Below are 22,293 nucleotides of genomic sequence, written 5' to 3'. Positions count from 1 at the left end.
CGGTCGGGGCGCGGGTGTCAGCGGTGTTGAAGCCGTAACCGGCGTTGAAACCGGCGTAGAAGCCCGTCCAGGTGAAGACCGGCACCGGGGTGAAGACCGGCGGCGGGGCGACGCGACGCGGCAGGTCGGCGGCGAGAGCCGAACCGGCAACGAGGACGCCGGCGAGGGCGGTAGCGCTCTTGAGAAGCGACTTCATGGGAAACTGGTCCTTCCTACTATGCGGCGGAGGCCGCGCCCGTTTTCGGGTCGGTGGCCGTCCGAAGCAGTGTCCACGACATACCCCGGTAGCCCGGTGAAAGCTGTGTCCTCGCGACAACGCTGGTGAGTTTCACCGCGGCCTTAACGGCTGTTCATCGCGAGCATTCCCTTGGCTCCTTATCCCCCTTAACGCGCGCGAACGGCCAAGGTTCATCGGCGCACATATTTTTTTCTACGCTTGCCCCAGCAATCCTAACGAAAGCCGAACGGCGCCCTAAGGCGGGCGGTTCGCGTGCGGAATCGCACCTGGGGAGGGGGCTGGAGCAGCGTCAGGGCGCGAGGGCGATCGCCGAGACGAGGCGGCCGTAATCGGCCTCCTGGCGGTGGGTGGTGCGGCGGTAGCTGAAGAATCGCTCCGGGTCGGCGTAGGTGCACAGGCCGAGATTGGCCACCGTGCCGATTCCGGCGCGTTGCAGCCGCGCGACGATGTAGGAGGGAAGATCGAACAGGCTGTGGGTCGGCCGCTCCGGGCTCACGGCGAAGTAGCGGGCATTCGCCGCGTCCTCGGCCTCGAAGCGCTCGCGGAACTCGGGGCCGACCTCGTAGGCGGAGGCGCCGATCGTCGGGCCGAGCACCGCGACGGTCCGGGCCCGGTCGGCGCCGAGACCTTCCATGGCCGAGAGCGTCGCCTCGATCACGCCGGTGAGCGCGCCCTTCCAGCCGGCATGGGCCGCGCCGACGACGCGGTTTTCCGCATCGGCGAACAGGATCGGTCCGCAATCGGCGGTCAGGATGCCGAGGCCCAGGCCCGGCACCCGGGTCGCCATCGCGTCGGCGCGGGGACGCTCGGGGAAGGGCGCCTCGACCACCACGGCCTCCGCCGAATGCACCTGATACAGGCTGACGAGGTTCTCGGGGGGCAGCCCGAGCCGCTCCGTCATGCGGCGGCGGTTCTCGCGGACCCGCTCGGGGTCGTCGCCGGAGCCGAGGCCGCCGTTGAGCGAGGCGTAGAGCCCCTCCGACACCCCGCCTTGCCGGGTGAAGAAGGCGTGGCGGATGCCGGGGAGCTGCAGGGCGGGCGCGTCGATGACCATGGCGGAATCGTCCTCGGGGAGCATCCCGCACCTTCGCCCGGCAATCGTGTCGAAAGCGGGAATCGAGGGCATTTTCCGATGAAGCGGATGCCGGTCGTCGAAGACAATGCGGCGAAATCAAAGACCTGGAGCGCTTCGCGAGTGCAACGCGATCGTGGGGCTCTCTAGAAGCCGGGAAGCGCGGGCTGGTTCGGTCCGGCGAGCCCCATCACCTTGAACAGGTGGCCCATGCCGCGGGTGGCGCGGTCGGTCAGGCGGTCGGCCCCGGCCCTGACGGCGGCGGCCTGCTCGGGATTCGCCCGGGCGGCGAGGCGCTCCGCCCGCTGGGCGAGGCCGAGGGCCAGGAGAAAGTCGGCCTGCGTCGCGGGTCCGTGCACCACGGCGCCTTCCCCGGCGGCGGCGCGGGCGAGGGCGGCGAAATCGACCTGGGCGGTGAGATCGGCCTCGCCGGGGGCGGCCAGGGGGTCGGCGAAGCGGTGGCGGACCACCGCCTGGAGCGTGTCGGCGGTGCCGCCGTAGAGGTCGCCGTAATCGATGGCGAGGAGCGCGCCGCCCTCGCGGGCGAGCCGGCCGGCGAGGTGGCGCGCGAGGTCGAGGGCGACTGCCGGCAGGGTCAGGACCGCGCCGGGCGCCCCGTCCGCGGCGATCTCGGGCGTCGGGTCCGGGCTCAGGCCGAAGGCGAGGGCATCGTCGGGCCCGAGGCCGATCCGGCGCTCGCACCAGCCGCGCTCGGTGCGCTGGTACTGGCGCACCGGCAGGGCGTCGAAGAACTCGTTGGCGAGCGCGATCATCGGACCGGCCGGCAGGGTGTCGATGCTCTCGTGCCAGGTCGGGGCGGCGCCCGGGAGTGCCCGGGCCTGGGCCGCCCGCAGCACCGGGCTCGTCTCGACGAGGTGGAGGTCGGCCGCCGCCAGGCAGTCGGGCGCGGCGGCGCGCAGGGCGCGCAGGGCGTCGGCCATCAGCGTGCCGCGTCCTGGGCCGAGCTCGACGAGGTGGAACGCGCCCGGCCGGCCGAGGCCGTGCCAGACCTCCGCGGTCCACAGGCCGAGAAGCTCGCCGAAGATCTGGCTGATCTCCGGCGCGGTGGTGAAGTCGCCGGCCGCGCCGAGGGGGTCGCGGGTGCGGTAGTAGCCGTGGACCGGGTGGCCGAGGCAGAGCGCCATGTAGCGCTCGACGGAGATCGGCCCGTCGAGGGCGATCAGGCGGCGCAGCTCGCCGAGGAGCGGCGTCTCGCTCACGTCGACGTCATCCCGGAGGACTCGGCCTCGACCGCGTTCCCGTCGAGCCGTGGCCGGGGCCGCGTGTCGCCGCGCAAAGCCCGCACGATGAAGATCGCGCCGACGATCACCATCGGCACGCACAGCAGCATCCCCATGGTGATGCCGCCGCCGAACGCCTCGACATGGGTGCCGAACAGGAAGCCGAGCTGCGGGTCGGGCTCGCGGAAGAACTCGCAGGTGGTGCGGGCGACGGCGTAGCCGACGACGAACAGGCCGCCGAGCAGCCCAGGTCGGCGGAAGCCGACGCGGCGCACCGCGAGCGCCATCAGGACGAACAGCACCAGGCCCTCGGCGACGGCCTCGTAGAGCTGGCTCGGGTGGCGCGGCAGCGGCCCGCCGTTCGGAAAGACGATGGCGTAGGGAAAGTCCGGCGCCGTCCGGCCCCACAGCTCGCCGTTCACGAAGTTGGCGATGCGCCCGAAGAACAGCCCGATCGGCACCACCACCGCGGCGAGGTCGAGCATCGCGTAGGTGTTGAGGCCGCGTCGGCGGGAGAACAGCACCAGCGCCAGGACCGCGCCGAGGAAGCCGCCGTGGAACGACATGCCGCCGCGCCAGATCGCCAGGATCTCGGCCGGGTGCGAGAGGTAGGCGGCGAGGTTGTAGAACAGCACGTAGCCGATCCGCCCGCCCAGCACGACGCCGAGGGCGACCCAGACGATCAGGTCGTCGATGTCGAGGGGGGTGGGCCGGCGCACCGCGCCCCACAAAGACGGCGTCGAGACCAGGCGCTTGGCGTAGAACCAGCCGCCCACCAGGCCCACGATGTAGGCGAGGGCGTACCACTTGATCTGCAGCGGCCCGATCGCGACCGCGACGGGGTCGATGGCGGGGAAGGGCAGGGCGAGGAGCGGAGGCATCGGGGGGAGGTGAACCGGCGGCGCGGCGGCGTCAAGGCGGCTCTCGTGCCGCGCGAGCGTGGCGAGGGTGGGGCGTCACCCGCAGGAATGTTCGAGTGCCACGCTCCGTCCCGGCATCCCCTGAGCGCGCCCCCCCTTTCCCCATGGGAGAGGGGAGGTGCGTTCTAACTTTCTTCGGGCGAATCGAGCGGAGATCGCCTTACGCCGCCGGCGCCACTGCGGCGGCCGGTGACGGCACCGCCCTCGGCTGACAGTCGAGGAACAGCCGGTAGGCCGCGTTGTCGGTCTCGTCGACGTGCTCGTAGCCGAGCTCGGCGAGCGCCGCGGCGAACCGGCCGCGCTCCGATTCGGGCACCTGGATGCCGGCGAGCACCCGGCCGTAATCGGCGCCGTGGTTGCGGTAGTGGAACAGCGAGATGTTCCAGGTCACGCCGAGGCTGTCGAGGAACTTGAGCAGCGCGCCCGGGCGCTCCGGGAACTCGAAGCGCAGGAGCCGCTCGTCGGCGAGGCCCGTCACCCGGCCGCCGACCATGTAGCGGACGTGCAGCTTGGCCACCTCGTTGTCGGTGAGGTCCGTCACGGCGTAGCCGAGACGGCGCAACTCCTCGACCATGGCCTCCTTCTCGGGCCGGCCGCCGGAGAGCTGCACGCCGACGAAGATCTGCGCCTCGGCGCCGGGCGCGTAGCGGTAGTTGAATTCGGTGATGGCACGCCGGCCGAGCGCCCGGATGAAGGCGCGGTAGCTGCCGGCCCGCTCCGGGATGGTGACGGCGAGCAGGGCCTCGCGCCGCTCGCCGATCTCGGCCCGCTCGGCGATGTGGCGCAGCCGGTCGAAGTTGAGGTTGGCGCCGCTGTTGATCGCTACCAGCGACCCGGCCCCGAGGCTGCCGCGGGCGGCGTATTCCTTGAGGCCGGCGAGCGCCAGCGCGCCCGACGGCTCTGACATGGCGCGGGTGTCGTCGAACACATCCTTGACCGCGGCGCAGATCGCGTCGGTGTCGACGGTGATCACCTCGTCGAGGTACTGGCGGCAGAGCCGGAACGTCTCCTCCCCGGCCTGGCGCACGGCGACGCCGTCGGCGAACAGGCCGACCGAGTCGAGGATCACCCGCTCGTCGGCCTCGATCGCCGCCTTCATGCTGGCGGCGTCGGCGGGCTCGACGCCGATGACCTTGGTCTCGGGCCGCATGAACTTGACGAAGGTGGCCACACCCGCCGCGAGGCCGCCGCCGCCGACCGGCACGAACACCGCCTCGATCGGGGCGCCGTGCTGGCGCAGGATCTCGAGGCCGATCGTGCCCTGGCCGGCGATCACGTCGGGGTCATCGTAGGGGTGGATGAAGGTCAGGCCCTGCTCGGCCTCCAGCGTCTTGGCGTGGGCATAGGCCTCGTCGAAGGCGTCGCCGTGCAGGACGACCTGGCCGCCGCGGGACTTCACGCCCTCGACCTTGATCGCCGGGGTGGTGCGCGGCATCACGATCACCGCGGTGACGCCGAGCCGCTTGGCGGCGAGCGCCACGCCCTGCGCGTGGTTGCCGGCCGAGGCGCAGATCACGCCGCGGGCGAGCGCGTCCGCGCCCAAGCTCGCCATCTTGTTGTAGGCGCCCCGGATCTTGAACGAGAAGACCGGCTGCAGGTCCTCGCGCTTGAGCAGCACCTGGGCGCCGAGGCGCTGCGACAGGCGCGGCATCGGATCCAGCGGGCTCTCGACGGCGACGTCGTAGACGCGGGCGCCGAGGATCTTCTTGATGTAGTCGTGCACGGCTTCAAACATGTCCGGAACGGGCGAGGGCGTCGCGCCGGGGCTCGAGCCCTCCGGCGCCGGGATAGCGGGTTTCGCAGCGGAATGCGAGCTTGACAGATGCGCGAACGTCTCAGGCGGCGGGGGCGGCGCCCCGGGAGATCCACTTCGCCACCAGCGGGCCGGTGACGATGACGACGAGGAGCCGCAGGGTCTGCACCGCCAGCACGAACGAGACGTCGGAATGGGTGCCGACGGCGATGATCGCCACCGAATCGAGCCCGCCCGGGCTCGTCGCCAGGTAGGCGGTCAGGAAGTCGATCGGCAGCAGGAAGGTCAGGCCCCAGGCCCACAGGCCGCAGAGCCCGATCAGCCCGAAGGTCGCGACCAGAACCGCCGGCAGGGCGTGGATCGTCGCCCGCACGGTGGCGGGGGTGAAGCGCAGGCCCACCGTCCAGCCGATGCCCGCATAGGCCAGCGCGAGGAGCCAGGACGGCAGCGCCATCGCGGCGAGCCCGGTGGCGTGGAGCGCGGCGCCGAGGACGAGCGGGCCGATCATCGCGCCGGCCGGCACGCGCAGCCGCAGGCCCGCCCAGGCGCCGACACCCGCGACCGCCAGGGTGGCGAGGACCGCCGGCGGCCCCGGCGCCATGTCGCCGCCCGGCACGGTCCCGCCGCTCCCGGCCAGCAGGCGGGCGACCACCGAAGCGGTGAGCGCCACGCAGGCGACCCGGACGTACTGCATGAAGGCGACGAGACGCGGATCGGCGCCGAATTCCTCGGCCATCGCCACCATGGCGGAGGCCCCGCCCGGCGACGAGCCCCAGGCCGCGGTGGTGCCGGGCAGGAGGCGGATGTGGGTGAGGATCCAGCCGGTCATCGCCGAGGCCACCACGGTGACGCCGACCACCGCCAGGATCAGCAGTCCGTCCTCCATCAGCGTCGCGACGATCGAGGCGTTGACCGCGTGGGCGACGAGGCAGCCGATCATCGCCTGCGCGGCCTGGAAGCCGACCTTCGGCACCCGGATCGGGGCGCCCCGCACCCCGAAGGCGATCGCCGCGAGCATCGGGCCAAGCAGCAGGGCGGCCGGGAAGCCGGTGAGCTGGAACAGCCCCGCCAGCGCGCCGGAGGCGAGGACGAGGCCCGCCCACAGGATCGCCATCCGCGCGAGCGGGCGGAGCGAGAGCGGAGGGGCGGGGGGCCTGGCATCCATGGCGGCGGGGGAATCGGGCATGGGAGCGCGGATCGGGTCGCGCCGGAGGAATCGTTGCGCACGAGCCGCTATACGGAAATCGCCGTCCTGTCGCCGCGCGGGGCGGTCGCGACCGGGTGACCGACGGGCAGCGTTGCGTGCGGCGCATGTCGGCGGAAGAAGCCGGCGAGCTCGGCCAGTCCCTCGGCGCGGGGGTCGCTCGCCCGCCAGGCGAGCGCGATGGTGCGCCGCGGCCCGTCCGGGCCGAAGCCGCGGCAGACCGTGAGGCCGGTCGGGTCCGGCCCGGGCGGAGCGGCGAGGGCCGGCAGCAGGGTATAGCCGGCGCCCGCCGCCACCATCGAGCGCAGGGTCTCGAGGCTGGTGGCGTGGCGCCCGCTCGCCGGCCCGGCGCCGCAGGCCGCCGCCGCCTGGTCGCGCAGGCAGTTGCCCTCGTCGAGGAGCAGCAGGTCCGTGCCCGCGAGGTCGCCGGCCCGCGGCGCCGGGCCGGCGGCGAAGGCGTGCTCGGCCGGACAGGCGAGCAGGAACGGCTCGTCGAACAGCGGCGCGACCGCGAGCCCGGTCTCGGGAACCGGCAGGGAGACGAGCGCCGCGTCGGCCCTGCCCTCGCGCAGGGCATCCAGGATCTCGGCGGTGCGCCCCTCGCTGAGCGCGAGGGCGAGGTGCGGGAAGGCCTCGCGCAGGTCCCGCAGCACCTTGGGAAACAGGTAGGGGCCGAGCGTCTGGATCGCCGCGAGGACGAGGCGGCCGCGCAGGGTTCCGTCGTCGCGCCCCTCGCGGGCGACGAGCAGCAGCGCCCGCGCCTCCGCCAGCACCGCCCGGGCCTGGCGAACCACCGCCTGTCCGCCGGGCGTGAGCAGCACCCGGCGGTTCGAGCGCTCGAACAGGGCTACGCCGAGAAACTCCTCGAGCTTGCGCACCTGCACGCTCAGGGTCGGCTGGCTGACGGCGCAGCGTTCGGCGGCGCGGCCGAAATGGCCTTCCTCGGCCACCGCCACGACGTATTCGAGATCGCGCAGGGACAGGCCGGAGACATTCATAGGCTGCATCTATCGCAAACTTCGCAACGATGCATTTGTTTTCGGGTCACGCAGGGGTCATAGGTTGGAGCGAGACCACTTCGAGGGTGTTGGGCTGCCCGCCCACCGACCCCATGTGAGCGGTCCCTCGCACGGTGTCCCCGCGGTGATCCGTCCGGGCACCCCGTGCCTGCACGTCAAAGGAGTTTCCATGAGCGACCAACGCCCGATCCTGACGACCCGCCAGGGCCATCCGGTCCGCGACAATCAGAGCCTGCGCACGGTCGGCGAGCGTGGCCCGGCGACCCTCGAGAACTACCAGTTCATCGAGAAGATCACCCATTTCGACCGTGAGCGGATCCCCGAGCGCGTCGTGCACGCCCGCGGCGCCGGCGCCCACGGCTACTTCGAGGCCTACGGCACGATCGGCGGCGAGCCGGCCTCCAAGTACACCCGCGCCCGAGTCCTCAACGAGACCGGCGTGAAGACGCCGATGTTCGTGCGCTTCTCGACCGTGGCCGGCGCCAAGGAGAGCCCGGAGACCGCCCGCGACCCGCGCGGCTTCGCGGTGAAGTTCAAGACCGTCGACGGCAACTGGGACCTCGTCGGCAACAACCTGAAGGTCTTCTTCATCCGGGACGCGATCAAGTTCCCGGACATGATCCACGCCTTCAAGCCCGACCCGGTGACCAACCGCCAGGAGGCCTGGCGCTTCTTCGACTTCGTGGCGGCGCACCCCGAGTCGATCCACATGGTGACCCACCTGAAGTCGCCTTGGGGTATCCCCGCCAACTATCGCGAGATGGAGGGCTCGGGTGTCAACACCTACAAGCTGGTCAACGACCAGGGCGTGGCGCATCTGTGCAAGTTCCACTTCATCCCGAAGCAGGGCGTGCGCAACCTGACCTCGGCCCAGGCCGCCGAGATCCAGGGCCGCGACGTCGGTCACGCGACCAAGGACCTGTACGACAACATCGCCGCCGGCAACTTCCCCGAATGGGAGTTCGCGGTGCAGATCATGCCGGACGGCCCCAACGACCATCTGTCGTTCGATCCGCTCGACGACACCAAGCTGTGGCCGGTGGACCAGTTCCCGCTGCTGCCCTGCGGTCGCATGGTGCTCGACCGGGTGCCGGACAACTTCTTCGCCGATGTCGAGCAGTCGGCCTTCGGGACCGGCGTGCTGGTCGACGGGATCGACTTCTCGGACGACAAGATGCTCCAGGGGCGCACCCTGTCCTACTCGGACACGCAGCGCTACCGCGTCGGCCCGAACTACCTGCAGCTGCCGATCAACGCGCCGGCTCCGGGCGTGAAGACCGCCACCAACCAGCGCGACGGCCAGATGACGTTCTACGTCGACGGCGTCGGCGAGAACAAGCACATCAACTACGAGCCGAGCACCCTCGCTCAGGGCCTGCGCGAGGCGCCCAAGCCCGCGCGCGAGTACCACCAGCCGGTCGAGGGCAAGCTCGGCCGCTACCAGACCAGCCGCACCGAGGACGACTACACCCAGGCCGGCGTGCGGTACCGCTCCTTCGAGGATTGGGAGCGCGACGACCTGATCGCCAACCTCGTGGCCGACATGAAGGAGTGCCCCGAGGCGATCCAGCTTCGGATGGTCTGGCACTTCTGGCACGCCGACGAGGATTACGGCCGCCGCGTCGCGGAGGGCGCCGGCATCGACCTCGAGAAGGCCAAGGCCCTGCCGCCGCTGCCGGGCCGCGCCGCCCCGGGCCAGCGCCTGAAGCCCGAGACCTACACCGACGGCTCGCAGGCCCACAAGGTCGCGGCCGAGTAAGGCCGAAACCTCAACGACTTGAGTAAGTGACGAACCCCGCCCGGAGCGATCCGGGCGGGGTTTTTACTTAGGGGAAGGAGGGCGGTGGAACGGTCGAGGGGCTACCCTCGATCGAGTCATGATCGCGTGCCCGGACGCGCTGCATGACCGCCGTCGCTGTCGACACCCTGAAGCTGGCTCGCACCCTGCGGGACAAGGAGAAGCTGTCGCCGGATCAGGCTGAGGGCTTCGCCAAAGCGATCTTGGAGGCGGTACAGGGTGATCTCGCGGTTAAGGCCGACGTGAAGGCGTCCGAATCGGCCCTGCGGACGGACATAACGACGGTCGAGACCAGCCTTCGCGCAGAGGTCAAGGTGGTCGCCAGCGACATCCGGACGATGGATGCGACGCTCCGATCCGAGATCAAGTCACAGGTGGCCGAAGCGAAGACCGACGTCATCAACTGGGTCGTCGGGGCGATCGGCTTGCAGACCTTGGTCATCATCGGCGCGGTGATCACCCCGGTCCGCATCCTGAAGCCCTGACCCGGCGTTGTTTCAGGTCCGCCCCCGGACGAGGAGCCCCGCCATGGACACGAGCCCCGAACCAGGCACCGGCGTCACGATCGGCGGGATGCGGGTGCGCTACCTCGCCCGCAGCGACGCTACCGGCGACGCGATCGGCATCTATGCCGTCACCCTGGCGGCGCGCTCGCCCGGGGCGGGTTTGCACCGCCACGCCCGGTTGACCGAGGCGTTCGAGGTGCATGAGGGCGCGCTCACCCTGCGGCTGAACGACCGCGACGTGACGGCGGGCCCCGGCGAGTTCGTGCTGGTGCGCCCCGGCGAGCCGCATGCCTTCGCCAATCGCGGCGATGCCCCGGTGCGTTTCACCCTGACCTTCACCCCGGCGCTCCGTCGCGAGGGCTTCTTCGAGGGGCTGGCGGCATTGGCCAGGGAGGGTCGCCTGCGGGACGAGCCCGCGATGCGGGCCCTGATGGCGGCTTACGACCAGGAGCCGCTCGCCGGCTTCGCGGGCTGGAGCGAGGTCGGCTGACGCGCCATGCTGTCCGCGTGCCGAATCGGGAGGGCAGGGGACATGCGGCGGCGGATCGACGGCGGCTCCAGCTTCGAGCGCGACTACGGCTATTCCCGCGCGGTGGTGCAGAACGGCTTCGTGTTCGTCGCCGGCACCACCGGCTACGACTATGCCGCGATGACCCTGCCGGAGGAGGCCGGGGCGCAGGCGGAGGCGTGCTGGCGCACCATCGCGGGCGTGCTCGACGAAGCGGCATCGTCGCTGGAGCAGGTCGTGCGCGCCACCTACTACGTCACCGACCGCACGGACGCCGAGGCGGTGCTCACCGTCTGCGGCCGGGTGCTGCGGGAGATCCGGCCGGCCGCGACCCTGGTGGTGGTGGCCGGCCTGCTGCGGCCGGAGATGAAGGTCGAGATCGAGGTGACGGCGGCCCTGCCGCCGGCCGCCTGATTCGTCACTCGGGCGCCGCGCACCGTGCCGCGCCCGATTCGGCGGCGTCGCACCAATCCGTGCCGGTCCACAACCGCACCTGCACGGTGGCGACCCCGTTCTCAACCGTGATCCGGTTGTAGGCGTTGGGCTCGTTGCCGCGCAGCCGCGTCGAGGTGGCGGAGCCGGCCTGGACCGCGAGCAGGCGCCGGGCGCTCGCCTCGGCCACCGGCCGGTCGAGCTCGGCCTTCGGGCCGTCCGGGGTCGGCTCGGCGAAGCGGGCGTAGCCGCGGTGGAGATGGCCGGCGAGCGTCAGGCCGACATCGTGGCGCTGGAAGGCGTCGAGCGCCTCGTCGGCCCGGCCGACCAGGCGCGCCTCCTCGTCCCAGGGCGGGGGCATGAACGGGTGGTGGCCGACCACGATGCGAAACAGCCCCGGCGGCAGGGCGTCGAGCTTGGCTTCCGTGCGGCGGATCTGCGCCCGGGTGATCTTGCCCTGCGACCAGTCGGTCTCCGGCGCCCAGGTCCGCACGGTGTTGAGGCAGATCACCGCGATCTCGTCGTCCTGGAAGACCGGCTCGGTCTCGGGCGCGACGTAGCGCTTGTAGCGCCGGAACGGATGGAAGAAGCGCTGCCAGAGCCGGAACGGCGAGATGTCGTGGTTGCCCGGCACGGCGATCCAGGGATGCGGCAGCCGGTCGAGGAAGGCCTTGGCCTCCAGGTATTCCCGGGTGCGGGCCCGCATGGTGAAGTCGCCCGAGATGATGATCAGGTCCGGGCCGTCGCGGTTCAGCTCCGCCACCAGGCCTTCCACCACGGCCGGGTCGGTGCGGCCGAAATGCAGGTCCGAGATATGGGCGATCCGCTTCACCGGGGATCCTCCGCCGGTACGAGGACCCGCAGGGCGGACGCGCGAAGGCGGTAGTGCAGGGGTGGGGCGATCAGCACGACCTCTCCGTCGTTCATGACCCGCAGGGCCTTGCGGGCGTCGAGCATCAGGGCGTCGGTCTCGTGCCGTTCGAGGTCGGGCAGGCGGCGCCACTCGCCGACCGCGAAGCCGAGCCCGAGCCGCACGAGCCGCGCCGCCGACAGGGTCTCGACGAGGTAGAGCGTGAGGTGCCCGCCGTCGACGCCCGCGCGCGAGAGAACCTGGCCCAATCCTTCCCGGTAGTCGCCGCAGACCACCGCCAGCGTCCGGAAGCGCACGCGCCGGCTCTCGCCCGCGAGGGTGAGCACGGCGCGGTCCCGCGGGTAGCGCCCGAGATGGCGCAGGAGGCCGGCCCCCATCCTGACCACGTCGAGCACGCCCATCCGCCCGCGTTTCGCCTCGCGGTGGCGGGCCATCCGGGCCGGCAAGCCGAGCACCGAGTTGATCAGGAAGACGTGGCCGTTGACCTCGCCGGCATCGATCGCCCGCACCGTGCCGGTCGCCAGCACCTGCACCGCCGCGTCGAGGTCGAGGGGCAGCCCGAGGTCCTTCGCCAGCAGGTTCATGGTGCCGAGCGGCAGGATGCCGAGGGGGGCTTGCTTGCCGGTCAGGGCCTGCGCGGCGCAGGCCAGGGTCCCGTCGCCGCCGGCCACCGCCACGGCGTCGATATCAGGCATGGTCGCCGCGGCTTCCAGCCGTTCGGGCAGGGGCGCATCCGGGCGCGGCTCGGCCACCACGTCCAGGCCCGCCGCCTCCAGGCGCTTGCCGAGGACCTCCGGCGTCAATCCTCCATCGACCAGCGAGCCCGCCGCGACATTCGCCACCAGCACGATCCGGCGGGCGGGCGAAGGAGTGTTCTGATTCGTCACACGGTCGTTCCAGACGGCGAAGGCGCCGCCCGGACAGGATGCCCGTGATGCATCTCAGGCAGATGGCAGGGCGGGATCGTCTCGCGTTCGCTCTGATCTCATGCCCTCGCCCATCCCAACCCCCCGCCTCATCCTGAGGTGCGACCGAAGGGAGCCTCGAAAGAGGGCTCCTGACGTCTCGCGATCACTGGAACCCTCCTTCGAGGTCAGTCCAACTTCGATGGACTGACGCCTCAGGATGAGGTGTTGAATGGGGCGAGCCGGGCAAGCAGGTCGACCCGGCTTTCGCGCCGCGCGCCTGTCACGCGGCCTTCTTCGCCGCCTCGCCGTAGAAGGTGCCGCCGCGCTCGGCCATCGCCACCAGGGTCGCCGGCGGGGCGAAGCGGGCTCCGTGCCTGGCCTCCAGCGTGCGGCACAGCTCGACGAACCGCGCCGCGCCCATGAAGTCGATGTAGGACAGGGCGCCCCCGGTGAACGGCGCGAAGCCGAAGCCGAGGATCGAGCCGACATCGGCCTCGCGCGGGTCGGTGACGACGCCCTCGCCGAATGTGCGGGCCGCCTCCAGCGCCTGGGTGACGAGGAGGCGCTGCTTCAGCTCCGAGAAGTCCACTGAATCCGGGTCGACCTTCGTCTCCTGCAGGTCGCGCAGCCCCGGCCACAGCTTCTTCGAACCCTGCTCGGGATAATCGTAGAAGCCCTTGCGGTTCTTGCGCCCGAGCCGGCCCTCGCCCTCGACCAGCGCCGTGAGCAGACGCTCCTGGTGCGGATTGACGGCAGCCTCGCCGACCTGTGCCTTCGTCGCCTTGACGATCTTGAGGGCGAGGTCGACGCCGACCTCGTCGTTGAGCGAGAGCGGGCCCACCGGCATGCCGGCCTGGCGCCCGGCATTCTCGATCATCGCCGCCGGCACGCCCTCGGCCAGCATCAGGTGGCCTTCGAGGATGTAGGCGCCGACGCAGCGGTTGGCGAAGAAGCCGCGGGCGTCGTTGACGACGATCGGGGTCTTCTTGATTGCCCGGACGTAGTCGAGGGCCACCGCCAGCGCGCGCTCGCCGGTCGCCTCTCCCATGATGATCTCGACCAGCATCATCTTCTCGACCGGCGAGAAGAAGTGGATGCCGATGAACTGCGCGGATCGCGACGAGGCCTTGGCGAGTCCGCTGATCGGCAGGGTCGAGGTGTTGGAGGCGAAGATCGCGTCGGGCCCGATCACCGCCTCGACCTTGGCGATCACCTCGGCCTTGACCTTCGGGTCCTCGAACACCGCCTCGACCACGAGGTCGCATCCGGCGAGCGCGGCGTAGTCGTTCGTCGCGGTGATGCGGGACAAGAGCGCGTCGCGGTCGGCGGTCTTGGCGCGGCCCTTCATGATCTGGTCGGAGACGAGCTTGTGGGCGTAGGCCTTGCCCTTCTCGGCCGCTTCCGCCGACTGGTCGACCAGCACGACCTCGAGCCCGGCATTGGCCGAGACATAGGCGATACCCGCCCCCATGAAGCCGGCGCCGACGACGCCGACCTTCTTGAGCGAGACCGCACCGACGCCCTTCGGCCGGCGGGCGCCCTTGTTGAGCTCGCCCATCGACAGGAACAGGGTGCGGATCATCGCGGCCGCTTCCGGCGAGCGCAGGATCTTGGCGAAGTACCGGCTCTCGACCTTGAGCGCCAGGTCCATCGGCAGCTGCAGGCCCTCGTAGACGGCATGCAGGATCGCCTTGGCGGCGGGGTAGTTGTCGTGGGTCTCGCGGCGGTAGATGGCGTTGGCCGGCGGCCAGGTCATCATCCCGGCGGGGGAGTAGACTTTGCCGGACGGCGCCTTGAACTTCGGCTGGTCCCAGGGCGCGACGGCCGAGCCGCCGGCCTTGATCCACTCACCCGCCTTCGCGACGATCTCGGCGCGGGGCGCCACCGCGTGGGCGAGGCCCATGTTGCGGGCCATCAGCGGGCGGATCTGCTCGCCCTTGAAGAGCATCTGCAGGGCGTCGCCGGTCTGCATCAGGCGGGCGACGCGCTGGGTGCCGCCGGCGCCCGGAAACAGCCCGACCTTGATCTCCGGCAGGCCGACGCGGGTCTTGTCGTCGTCCGACAGCACCCGGTGGTGGCAGGCCAGCGCCAGCTCGAAGGCGCCGCCGAGGCAGGTGCCTTGCACGGCCGCCGCGAACGGCTTCCCGCAGGTCTCGAGCTTGCGGTAGAGGAGCGTCAGCCGGCGCGATTCCTCGAAGAAGAAGCGCATCGCCTCCTCCTCGCCGCGCTCGCGCGACAGCCGGGCGTGCTCGACGCCGAGGCCCTGGAGCATCGTCAGGTCGGCGCCGCCCGAGAAGGTGTCCTTGCCCGAGGTGATCACGCAGCCCTTGATGGCGGCGTCCGCCACCACGGCGTCGACGATCTGGTTGAGCTCGTCCATCACCTCCGGGGTGACGACGTTCATCGAGCGGCCGGGCATGTCCCAGGTGGCGAGCGCCACGCCGTCGGCATCGGTCTCGAAGCGGAAATTCGTGAGGTTCATGGCGAAGGCCTCGTGAGAGCGATTACGGCTTGGCCGGGGCGGGCACCGGGGCCGGTGCGGGCATCGGAGCGGGGGCGGGAGCCGCCCCGGGCGCGGGGGCCTGGCCGTTGCCCTGCTGCGACAGGGCCGCCAGCGAGAGCAGGTTCATCATCTTGGTCACCGCGTCCTTGGTGATCGTGGTGACCATCGAGGTCGGATCGGCGTTGAGCGCCTGGAACTTCTGGTAGACCGGGTCGTCGTAGATCGCGGCCAGCCGCTTCAGCTCGGCCGCATCGAACTTCTGCGCGTATTCCTTCGCGAGCCCGTCGACGAGGCCGTCGCGCTCCTGCGCGAAGGTCTTCTCCAGGTCCGGGCGCAGCTTGGCCGATTGCTCGGCGGTCATCGCCGAGAGGGTTTTTTCCTCGGCCTGCTTGAAGGCGGCCGTGAGGTTGCGCGCCACCGTCTTGGTGACGATGTCGCGGGCGAGCGTCAGGCGCTCGTCGTCGGCCCGGGCGGTGCCGGCCAGCACGAGGGCGAGGGCGAGCCCGGCGGCGAGGCGGGGGAGGGGACGCATCAGGCTCACACCCGCTCGATGATGGTGGCGGTGCCCATGCCGGCGCCGATGCAGAGGGTGACGAGGGCGGTCCGCTTGCCCGTCCGCTCCAGCTCGTCGAGCACGGTGCCGAGGATCATCGCGCCGGTGGCGCCGAGCGGGTGGCCGAGCGCGATGGCGCCGCCGTTGACGTTGACCTTGGCCGGATCGACGTCGAAGGCCTGGAGGAAGCGAAGCACCACCGCCGCGAAGGCCTCGTTGACCTCGAACAGGTCGATGTCGCCGATGCTCATCCCGGCGCGCGCCAGTACCTTGCGCGTCACGTCGACCGGGCCGGTCAGCATCAGGGCCGGGTCCGAGCCGATATTGGCGAACGCCCGGATGCGGGCGCGGGGCTTCAGGCCCGCCTTCTCGCCGGCTTCCTGCGAGCCGATCAGCACCGCGGCGGCGCCGTCGACGATGCCCGACGAGTTGCCGGCATGGTGGACGTGCTCGACCGCCTCGACGTCCGGATGCGCGTCGATGGCGACGGCGTCGAAGCCGCCCATCTGGCCCATCTGCACGAAGGAGGGCTTGAGCGACCCCAGCGACTGCATGTCGGTGCTCGGCCGGCGGTGCTCGTCGTGGTCCAGCAGCGTCAGGCCGTTGACGTCGCGCACCGGCACGACCGAGTTCCTGAACCGGCCGTCCTCCCAGGAGCGGGCGGCGCGCTTCTGCGATTCGACCGCGTAGGCGTCGCACTCGTCGCGGGAAAAGCCGTACTTGGTGGCGATCAGGTCGGCCGAGACGCCCTGCGGCATGAAGTACGACTTGATGGCGATGGCCGGATCGACCGGCCAGGCGCCGCCCGACGCGCCGATACCGATGCGGCTCATCGATTCGACGCCGCCGCCGACCGCCATGTCGTGCTGGCCGCTCATCACCTGGGCGGCGGCGAAGTTCACCGCGTCGAGGCCCGAGGCGCAGAACCGGTTGATCTGCACGCCCGGGACGTGGATGCCGTAATCGGCCACGAGCGCCGCGGCGCGCGCGATGTCGCCGCCGGCCTCGCCGACCGGATCGACGCAGCCCAGCACCACGTCGTCGACGAGCCTGGTGTCGAGGGAATTGCGGTCCTTGAGGGCACGGAGCGCCGTCTCGGCGAGGCGGAGCGCCGTCACCTCGTGCAGCGAGCCGTCGGGCTTGCCGCGGCCGCGGGGCGTGCGGACGTGGTCGTAGATGTAGGCGTCGGGCATCTCGTCCTCCTCAGGCCGCCCCTTCTGGGGGGAGGCTCTGGCATGCTTCGCCGCATATCGCGAATGTTGGGCACTCGAGAGTGCCCGATGGTGCTACGCACCCTTGATGTCGTTCAGGCGTCGATCGAGATCGGTGACTCGTTCACGCCACTCGGCACTTTCGCCCACTTCGTCCCAGAGTTCCGCGATCTCCGAACCGTCCGTCAAGACCCGCGCGAGGGAGGCGCGGGCTTGTCCGATTAGCTCAGGAACGTCGCGAATCCTCGCCGCTTGAGCAGCGATGATGTCTCTTATGTCGTCGGGCAGTTTCCGATCCGGTCGATCATAGGCGGTCGCGACCATCTCGGCTGCAGCAACGGCATTTTGCCCTGCGTCGACCTCCAGATAGTCTGCTTGCGCCAGGGCCGACGCGAAAGCTTGCGCAATCGCGTCGATCTTGCCGTCCCGCACACGACAGAAACTCTCGAAAGCGCCGTCGTTCTCGAAAGCTCCCAGCCCCCAGGCGCCCATGGTCGACCGCAGCGCCTAGAACAGCTCCGCCGGCACCGCCATCACGGCGTCCGACCCGGCCGAGATCCGGGCGAGCCGGGTGCCGGTCTCGGGCAGCACACGTTCGACGTAGAAGCGGCCGGTGGCAAGCCGCGCGTCGAGGCGCTCGGCGATGCCCTCGCCGGAGGTCTTTTTCTCGGCGGTCGCCTTCGCGATGCGGCCCCACATGTAGCCCATGGCGACGAGGCCCATCAGGTGCATGTAGTCGGTCGCGGCCGCGCCCGCGTTGTCGGGCTTGGCCATGGCGTTCTGCATCAGCCACATCGTCGCCTGCTGCAGGTGGCCGAGGCTCTTCATCAGCGGGCCGGTGAACACCTTGAGGCTCTCGTCCTCGGCGTTCTCCTTGCAGAAACCCTCGACCTCGGCGAGGAAGCGCATCATCGCCCGGCCGCCGTCGCGCGGCAGTTTCCGGCCGACGAGGTCCATCGCCTGGATGCCGTTGGCGCCCTCGTAGATCTGGGCGATGCGGGCGTCGCGCACGAATTGCGACATCCCCCATTCCTCGATGTAGCCGTGGCCGCCGAACATCTGCTGGGCGTCGACCGCGTTGGCGAAGCCCCGGTCGGTCAGCACGCCCTTCACCACCGGGGTCAGCAGGCCCATGTGGTCCTCCGCCGCCTGGCGGGCGGCCGGATCCTCGGAGCGGTGGGCGATGTCGGCCTGGAGCGCGGTCCAGATGACGAGCGCCCGGGCCGCCTCGTTGAACGACCGGATGGTCATCAGCGTCCGGCGCACGTCCGGGTGGACGATGATCGGGTCGGCAGGCTTCTCGGGCGCCTTGGCGCCGGTGAGCGAACGGCCCTGGAGCCGGTCGCGGGCGTAGGCGACGGCATTCTGGTAGGCGACCTCGGATTGGCCGAGGCCCTGGATGCCGACGGCCAGCCGCGCCTCGTTCATCATCACGAACATCGCGTTGAGACCGCGATTGGCCTCGCCGACGAGCCAGCCCGTGGCGCCGTCGTAGTTCATCACGCAGGTGGCGTTGCCGTGGATGCCCATCTTGTGCTCGATGGCGCCGCACGACACCCCGTTGCGGGCGCCCACCGTTCCGTCGGGCCCGACCAGGAACTTCGGCACCACGAAGAGCGAGATGCCCTTGGTGCCGGCCGGCGCGCCCTCGATCCGGGCGAGCACCAGGTGGATGATGTTCTCCGACAGGTCGTGGTCGCCCGCCGAGATGAAGATCTTGGTGCCGGTGAGCGCGTAGGAGCCGTCGCCGTTCGGCACGGCCTTGGTCTTCAGGAGGCCGAGATCCGTGCCGCAATGCGGCTCGGTCAGGTTCATCGTCCCGGTCCAGGTGCCCTCGACCATCTTGGGGAGGTAGGTCTGCTTCTGCTCCTCGGAGCCGTGCTCCAGGAGGGCGGCCATGGCGCCTTGCGTCAGACCCGGATACATGCCGAGCGCGATGTTGGCGCCGGAGACGAATTCCTGCATCACGCTGTTGAGGGTGTGGGGCAGGCCCTGGCCGCCATATTCGGCCGGCATCGAGAGGCCCATCCAGCCGCCGCCCGCGTAGGCGTCGTAGCCGGCCTTGAAGCCTTTCGGCGTCGTCACGCTGCCATCCGGGTGGCGGGTGCAGCCCTCCGTGTCGCCGACGCGGTTGAGCGGCGCCAGCACCTCTTCGCAGAGCTTCGCGCCCTCGGCGATCACCGCCTCCACCACGTCGGGCGTCGCGTCGGCGAAGCCCGGAAGGTTGCTGTAGCGCGCGAATCCGAACACGTCGTTGAGGAGGAACAGCACGTCCTCCACCGGCGCCTTGTAGCTCGGCATGTTTCCCCCGCTCCCAGGATCAGATCCTTCCCCGCGCACGGCGTCGGCCGCGGCGAGATAGTTCATATCTAAACTATCTCGATGGGGAACGGAAGGGGGGCGACGCGTCGGCCAAGGCGTCACGGGTGAAACGGCCGGCAAGACGTCGCCGGCAAGACGTCGCCGGCAAGACGCGGCCGGGACGGCGTATCGTGGTGTCGGATCGTCGGGTCACGGTTCCGGGCGGCGCCTGCCCCCGCAAGGCGCCGCCGGGCGGTGGTCAGGCGCTGGCGACGGCCTTGCCGTAGCCGCGCAGGGCCTCGAGCGCACGCTCGATCTCGGCCTTCTGGTTCTCCAGATGGGTGATCTGCTCGGCAACCTGGGCCGGGCTGAGGGCGAGCGCGCCGCCGGTCCCGGTCTCCGCCAACTCGTCGCCGTCGACCATCGCGGCGATCTCCCGCAGCGTGAAGCCGAGTTCCTTGCCGCGCAGGATGGTCGCGAGGCGCGAGCGATCGTCCTCCGTGTAGAGGCGGGTCGTCCCGCGGCGCTGCGGATGCAGCAGGCCCTTCGCCTCGTAGAAGCGCAGCGCCCGCAGGGTGACGCCGAACTCCTCGGCGAGGTCGCCGATGGTCAGGGTCGCCGGCGCGGTCGAGCGCCCCGAGGGACGGCCGGTGCGCGACGCGGATCCGCCGGAGCGGACCGACGCCCCCCTGCCGCTCTCGGTCTGCCGATCATAAGCCATGCCGTCTTCCCCCGTTGGGCCGCGAGACGCGTCCGAAACCACCAGCACCAATCGGCACCGTGATGACACAAAGAAGGTCAAATGACCTCCCTTAGGGAAAGGTAAGGCCAACTTGGGCGTGTGTTACTTACGGTAAAAAGCGTTATGTATCAATAGCTTATGACGAAAAACGGCTTACCGTTACGTTCCGGATCGTCGGCAAAAATCGCCCAAATCCGCCCGGCGCGAGCCCGGATGACGCGCTGTGGTTGTGGACATAAATCGCTCAAAATCATGTTGCGTGCGCAACCGTATGGCAGCGATTCCATTCCCTGGCGGCCGCTCGGGCGGGTCCTTAACCACTTGTTTACCGTGTCGAACGAAAGTGCCCGGAGAAACCTTTCAGGCCGCGGCCGCTGACCGGATCTTCACGATCGAGCAGGGTGCCGGGTTTCGACCGGCCCCGGCCGGTGCCTATCCGCGAGACCCTTCGGCCACCCTTGCGCAGAGCCCGCCATGCGACGGACCGCTCCTACCCTCGACGCCTTCGATCCGGAGCTGCGCGACGCCGCCCGCGAGGCGGCACGGCGCGCCGGCCTGTCGGTGGATGAGTGGCTGGCGGAAGCGATCAGCCAGGGGTCGGCCCGAGCCGGGGTGCGTCAGCAACCACGCCGTGCGGCCGCGGGTTCCCGCCGCACCCGCAACGATGCGTTCCAGGCTCAGGCCTATCTCCCGGCCGATCCCGAGGAGACCCGTCGGGGCGACCGCTCGTGGCATCATGACGGACCGCGCCACCAGCGCCCCCGCGCGGCGCGCGGCCCGGTCGCCGAGCCCGTCCGTTCCCCGCCGGCGCCCGCGCAGCCGGTCCCGGCCCAGGCTCCGGTCACGGCCACGGCGATTCCGTCCGCTTCGATCCCGGCGACGATTTCGGGCGACGCCGCGCTTATCGAGGCCGTGGCGGCGATCGGCCGGCGCCTCGACGCGATCGACCGGCGCATCACCGAGGGCCGCGAGGCAACGGACGAGGTTGTCGCCAAGGCGGTGAAGGGCATCGAGACCCGCCTGTCCGAGACCGTCACGCGCGAGCCGGCCCCGCGCCCGGTCGGCCGGCGCGGCCGCCCGGCCCCCGACAGCCTCGCCGCCGCGGTGGCGGAGATCCGCCAGCGCCAGCAGCAGCTGGACGAAGGCTCTCCCGAGGAGGAGGGCGAGATCCTGGTCGACGGCCTGCGGCGCGACCTCGCTCGGGTGGTCGAGAGCACGGAAGCCGCCGCCGACGCCCTCTCGCCGGCCATCGCCGGCCTGCAGGCCGAGACCTCCCGCCTGCGCGAATCCATCGGCTCGCTCGCGACCAGCGGCGACCTCGTGACGCTGGAGCAGGCGGTCCGCACCCTCGCCGACGAGGTGCAGCGGGCCCGCGATCCGGCCGACCTCGTGGCGGTCGCCGGTCCCATCGACCTGATGCGGGTCCAGGTCGGCCGCCTCGCCGAGGAGGTCGCCGCCGACGTGCATGCACGGGTCGCGCAGGACGTCGAGCGTCTGGCCCGCCAGGCCGACGGCGCGCTCGACCCCGACCGCGCCGGCCTCGCCGACCGCGACGCGCTCGCCAAGCTGTTCGGAGAGCTCGACGAGATCCGCGCCCAGATCGCGATCCTCGCCGAGCCCGCGCGAGTGCAGAACCTCGCCCGGTCCGTCGACGAGCTGACCGAGACGGTGACCCGGCTCGGCGACGGCATGCTCGACAGCCCGGCGCTGATGAACGAGCTGCGGCCGCTGCTCGAGGAGATCCGCGAGGGCGTGCGCGCCCCGGCCGCGGATGCGCCGGCCCTCGTCCAGGGCATCGCCGACCTCGACCGCAAGATCGACGACCTCCGGGCCGAGCGGCGCGACCAGCCGAACGCGGCCGGCGACATCCTCGGGCGCATCGACGCCCTCTCGGCCAAGGTCGACCAGGTCGCGGCGGTGAACACCGTCGGCGACGTGATGGAGCGCCTCGAGCAGATCGGCGAGGCCCTGCGCCAGCCGGCGCTGCCGAGCAGCGACCTCGCGTCGATCCACGGCATGCTGCGCAGCCTCGCCGACAAGCTCGACCGGGTCGGCCCGGGCGCCGGCGGCGAGACCCTGGACGGGCTCGAGCGCCAGGTCCTGGCGCTGGCCGGCCGCATCGACACCCGCGGCAGCGACCCGGCGCTCGCCGGCCTCGAGCGGACGATGGGCGACCTCCTCGCCCAGGTCGCGCTCCTGCGCGACGAGGCGCCGATCCAGGCCGCGGCGGAGCGCGCCGCCCGCAGCGTCGCCGACTCGCTCGGGGCCGAGCGCAAGGGCGCGGTCGCCGCCGAGGGGCTGGGCGGCCTCCAGTCCGCGCTCGCCGACATGCGCGCCCAGCAGGCCGCGTCCGACAAGCGCATGCAGGCGACGATGGAGGGCGTGCACGCGGCCCTCGAGCAGCTGGTCGCCCGGCTGGCGCCCGCCGAGATCCGCGCCGAGGAGGCGGCGCCGGCACTCGCCGCGCCACCGCGCCGCGCGGCCCGCAACCTGCGCGACACGCTGCGCGAGAG

Annotated in this window: 19 protein-coding genes and 1 pseudogene; 5 read left to right on the top strand and 15 right to left on the bottom strand. The window is 71.1% G+C overall.

What is annotated here, in order from left to right; translation table 11 throughout:
* The 7 genes and pseudogenes from HPY23_RS25360 to HPY23_RS25330 form a co-directional block, all read right to left on the bottom strand.
* Nucleotides 1-196 (bottom strand): annotated as a pseudogene (locus HPY23_RS25360) (porin family protein); the annotation flags it as partial.
* A gap of 331 nt (nucleotides 197-527) precedes the next feature.
* Nucleotides 528-1,292 (bottom strand): peptidoglycan editing factor PgeF, encoded by a 765-nt coding sequence (pgeF, locus tag HPY23_RS25355; protein WP_060849301.1) that lies wholly within the window; start codon nucleotides 1,290-1,292, stop codon nucleotides 528-530.
* 164 nt (nucleotides 1,293-1,456) lie between these two features.
* Nucleotides 1,457-2,530 (bottom strand): class I SAM-dependent methyltransferase, encoded by a 1,074-nt coding sequence (locus HPY23_RS25350; protein WP_091883344.1) that lies wholly within the window; start codon nucleotides 2,528-2,530, stop codon nucleotides 1,457-1,459.
* Nucleotides 2,527-3,432, bottom strand: coding sequence for a prolipoprotein diacylglyceryl transferase (gene lgt / locus HPY23_RS25345; RefSeq protein ID WP_091883341.1), 906 nt, complete (start codon nucleotides 3,430-3,432; stop codon nucleotides 2,527-2,529). The genes HPY23_RS25350 and lgt overlap by 4 nt, the downstream gene beginning before the upstream one ends.
* A gap of 199 nt (nucleotides 3,433-3,631) precedes the next feature.
* Nucleotides 3,632-5,194, bottom strand: coding sequence for a threonine ammonia-lyase, biosynthetic (gene ilvA, locus HPY23_RS25340; RefSeq protein WP_091883677.1), 1,563 nt, complete (start codon nucleotides 5,192-5,194; stop codon nucleotides 3,632-3,634).
* Nucleotides 5,195-5,306: 112 nt separating this feature from the next.
* The gene (locus HPY23_RS25335; RefSeq protein ID WP_200601742.1) at nucleotides 5,307-6,389 is read right to left on the bottom strand and encodes an AbrB family transcriptional regulator; all 1,083 of its coding nucleotides are present in this window, start codon (nucleotides 6,387-6,389) and stop codon (nucleotides 5,307-5,309) included.
* 68 nt (nucleotides 6,390-6,457) lie between these two features.
* Nucleotides 6,458-7,426, bottom strand: coding sequence for a LysR substrate-binding domain-containing protein (locus HPY23_RS25330; RefSeq protein ID WP_060846616.1), 969 nt, complete (start codon nucleotides 7,424-7,426; stop codon nucleotides 6,458-6,460).
* 190 nt (nucleotides 7,427-7,616) lie between these two features.
* On the opposite strand from HPY23_RS25330, the gene HPY23_RS25325 reads away from it, so the two are divergent.
* From HPY23_RS25325 to HPY23_RS25310, 4 genes are all read left to right on the top strand, one after another.
* Complete coding sequence (locus HPY23_RS25325) at nucleotides 7,617-9,206, top strand: catalase (RefSeq protein WP_060846615.1); 1,590 nt, start codon at nucleotides 7,617-7,619, stop codon at nucleotides 9,204-9,206.
* Nucleotides 9,207-9,349: 143 nt separating this feature from the next.
* Nucleotides 9,350-9,730 carry a hypothetical protein gene (locus tag HPY23_RS25320; protein ID WP_091883339.1) on the top strand — a complete coding sequence of 127 codons (381 nt, stop codon included), beginning with the start codon at nucleotides 9,350-9,352 and terminating at the stop codon, nucleotides 9,728-9,730.
* 43 nt (nucleotides 9,731-9,773) lie between these two features.
* Nucleotides 9,774-10,241 carry a cupin domain-containing protein gene (locus tag HPY23_RS25315; RefSeq protein ID WP_091883336.1) on the top strand — a complete coding sequence of 156 codons (468 nt, stop codon included), beginning with the start codon at nucleotides 9,774-9,776 and terminating at the stop codon, nucleotides 10,239-10,241.
* A 42-nt stretch (nucleotides 10,242-10,283) separates the two neighbouring features.
* Nucleotides 10,284-10,673 (top strand): RidA family protein, encoded by a 390-nt coding sequence (locus tag HPY23_RS25310; RefSeq protein ID WP_091883334.1) that lies wholly within the window; start codon nucleotides 10,284-10,286, stop codon nucleotides 10,671-10,673.
* 4 nt (nucleotides 10,674-10,677) lie between these two features.
* On the opposite strand, the gene HPY23_RS25305 is transcribed toward HPY23_RS25310, so the two are convergent.
* From HPY23_RS25305 to HPY23_RS25270, 8 genes are all read right to left on the bottom strand, one after another.
* A complete protein-coding gene (locus tag HPY23_RS25305) occupies nucleotides 10,678-11,523 on the bottom strand; it encodes a metallophosphoesterase family protein (RefSeq protein WP_060846611.1) in 846 nt (281 codons plus the stop codon).
* Nucleotides 11,520-12,449, bottom strand: coding sequence for a diacylglycerol/lipid kinase family protein (locus HPY23_RS25300; protein WP_091883331.1), 930 nt, complete (start codon nucleotides 12,447-12,449; stop codon nucleotides 11,520-11,522). Before HPY23_RS25300 ends, HPY23_RS25305 begins: the two co-directional genes overlap by 4 nt.
* Before the next feature lie 301 nt (nucleotides 12,450-12,750).
* The gene (locus tag HPY23_RS25295) at nucleotides 12,751-14,952 is read right to left on the bottom strand and encodes a 3-hydroxyacyl-CoA dehydrogenase NAD-binding domain-containing protein (RefSeq protein WP_091883328.1); all 2,202 of its coding nucleotides are present in this window, start codon (nucleotides 14,950-14,952) and stop codon (nucleotides 12,751-12,753) included.
* Between the two features lie 22 nt (nucleotides 14,953-14,974).
* Complete coding sequence (locus HPY23_RS25290; protein ID WP_139234891.1) at nucleotides 14,975-15,505, bottom strand: DUF2059 domain-containing protein; 531 nt, start codon at nucleotides 15,503-15,505, stop codon at nucleotides 14,975-14,977.
* Between the two features lie 5 nt (nucleotides 15,506-15,510).
* A complete protein-coding gene (locus HPY23_RS25285; RefSeq protein WP_091883325.1) occupies nucleotides 15,511-16,719 on the bottom strand; it encodes an acetyl-CoA C-acetyltransferase in 1,209 nt (402 codons plus the stop codon).
* Between the two features lie 93 nt (nucleotides 16,720-16,812).
* Nucleotides 16,813-17,229 carry a DUF4259 domain-containing protein gene (locus tag HPY23_RS25280; RefSeq protein ID WP_048425943.1) on the bottom strand — a complete coding sequence of 139 codons (417 nt, stop codon included), beginning with the start codon at nucleotides 17,227-17,229 and terminating at the stop codon, nucleotides 16,813-16,815.
* Between the two features lie 15 nt (nucleotides 17,230-17,244).
* Complete coding sequence (locus tag HPY23_RS25275) at nucleotides 17,245-19,038, bottom strand: acyl-CoA dehydrogenase C-terminal domain-containing protein (protein ID WP_091883323.1); 1,794 nt, start codon at nucleotides 19,036-19,038, stop codon at nucleotides 17,245-17,247.
* Nucleotides 19,039-19,297: 259 nt separating this feature from the next.
* The gene (locus HPY23_RS25270; RefSeq protein WP_060846606.1) at nucleotides 19,298-19,759 is read right to left on the bottom strand and encodes a MerR family transcriptional regulator; all 462 of its coding nucleotides are present in this window, start codon (nucleotides 19,757-19,759) and stop codon (nucleotides 19,298-19,300) included.
* 495 nt (nucleotides 19,760-20,254) lie between these two features.
* On the opposite strand from HPY23_RS25270, the gene HPY23_RS25265 reads away from it, so the two are divergent.
* The coding region (locus tag HPY23_RS25265; RefSeq protein WP_478219420.1) for a coiled-coil domain-containing protein at nucleotides 20,255-22,293 on the top strand (2,039 nt) is incomplete at its 3' end.

Source organism: Methylobacterium ajmalii, assembly GCF_016613415.1.
Lineage (GTDB): Bacteria > Pseudomonadota > Alphaproteobacteria > Rhizobiales > Beijerinckiaceae > Methylobacterium > Methylobacterium ajmalii.
Note: the sequence above shows the minus strand (reverse complement) of the source record. Positions and strands in the feature narration are given on the sequence as shown.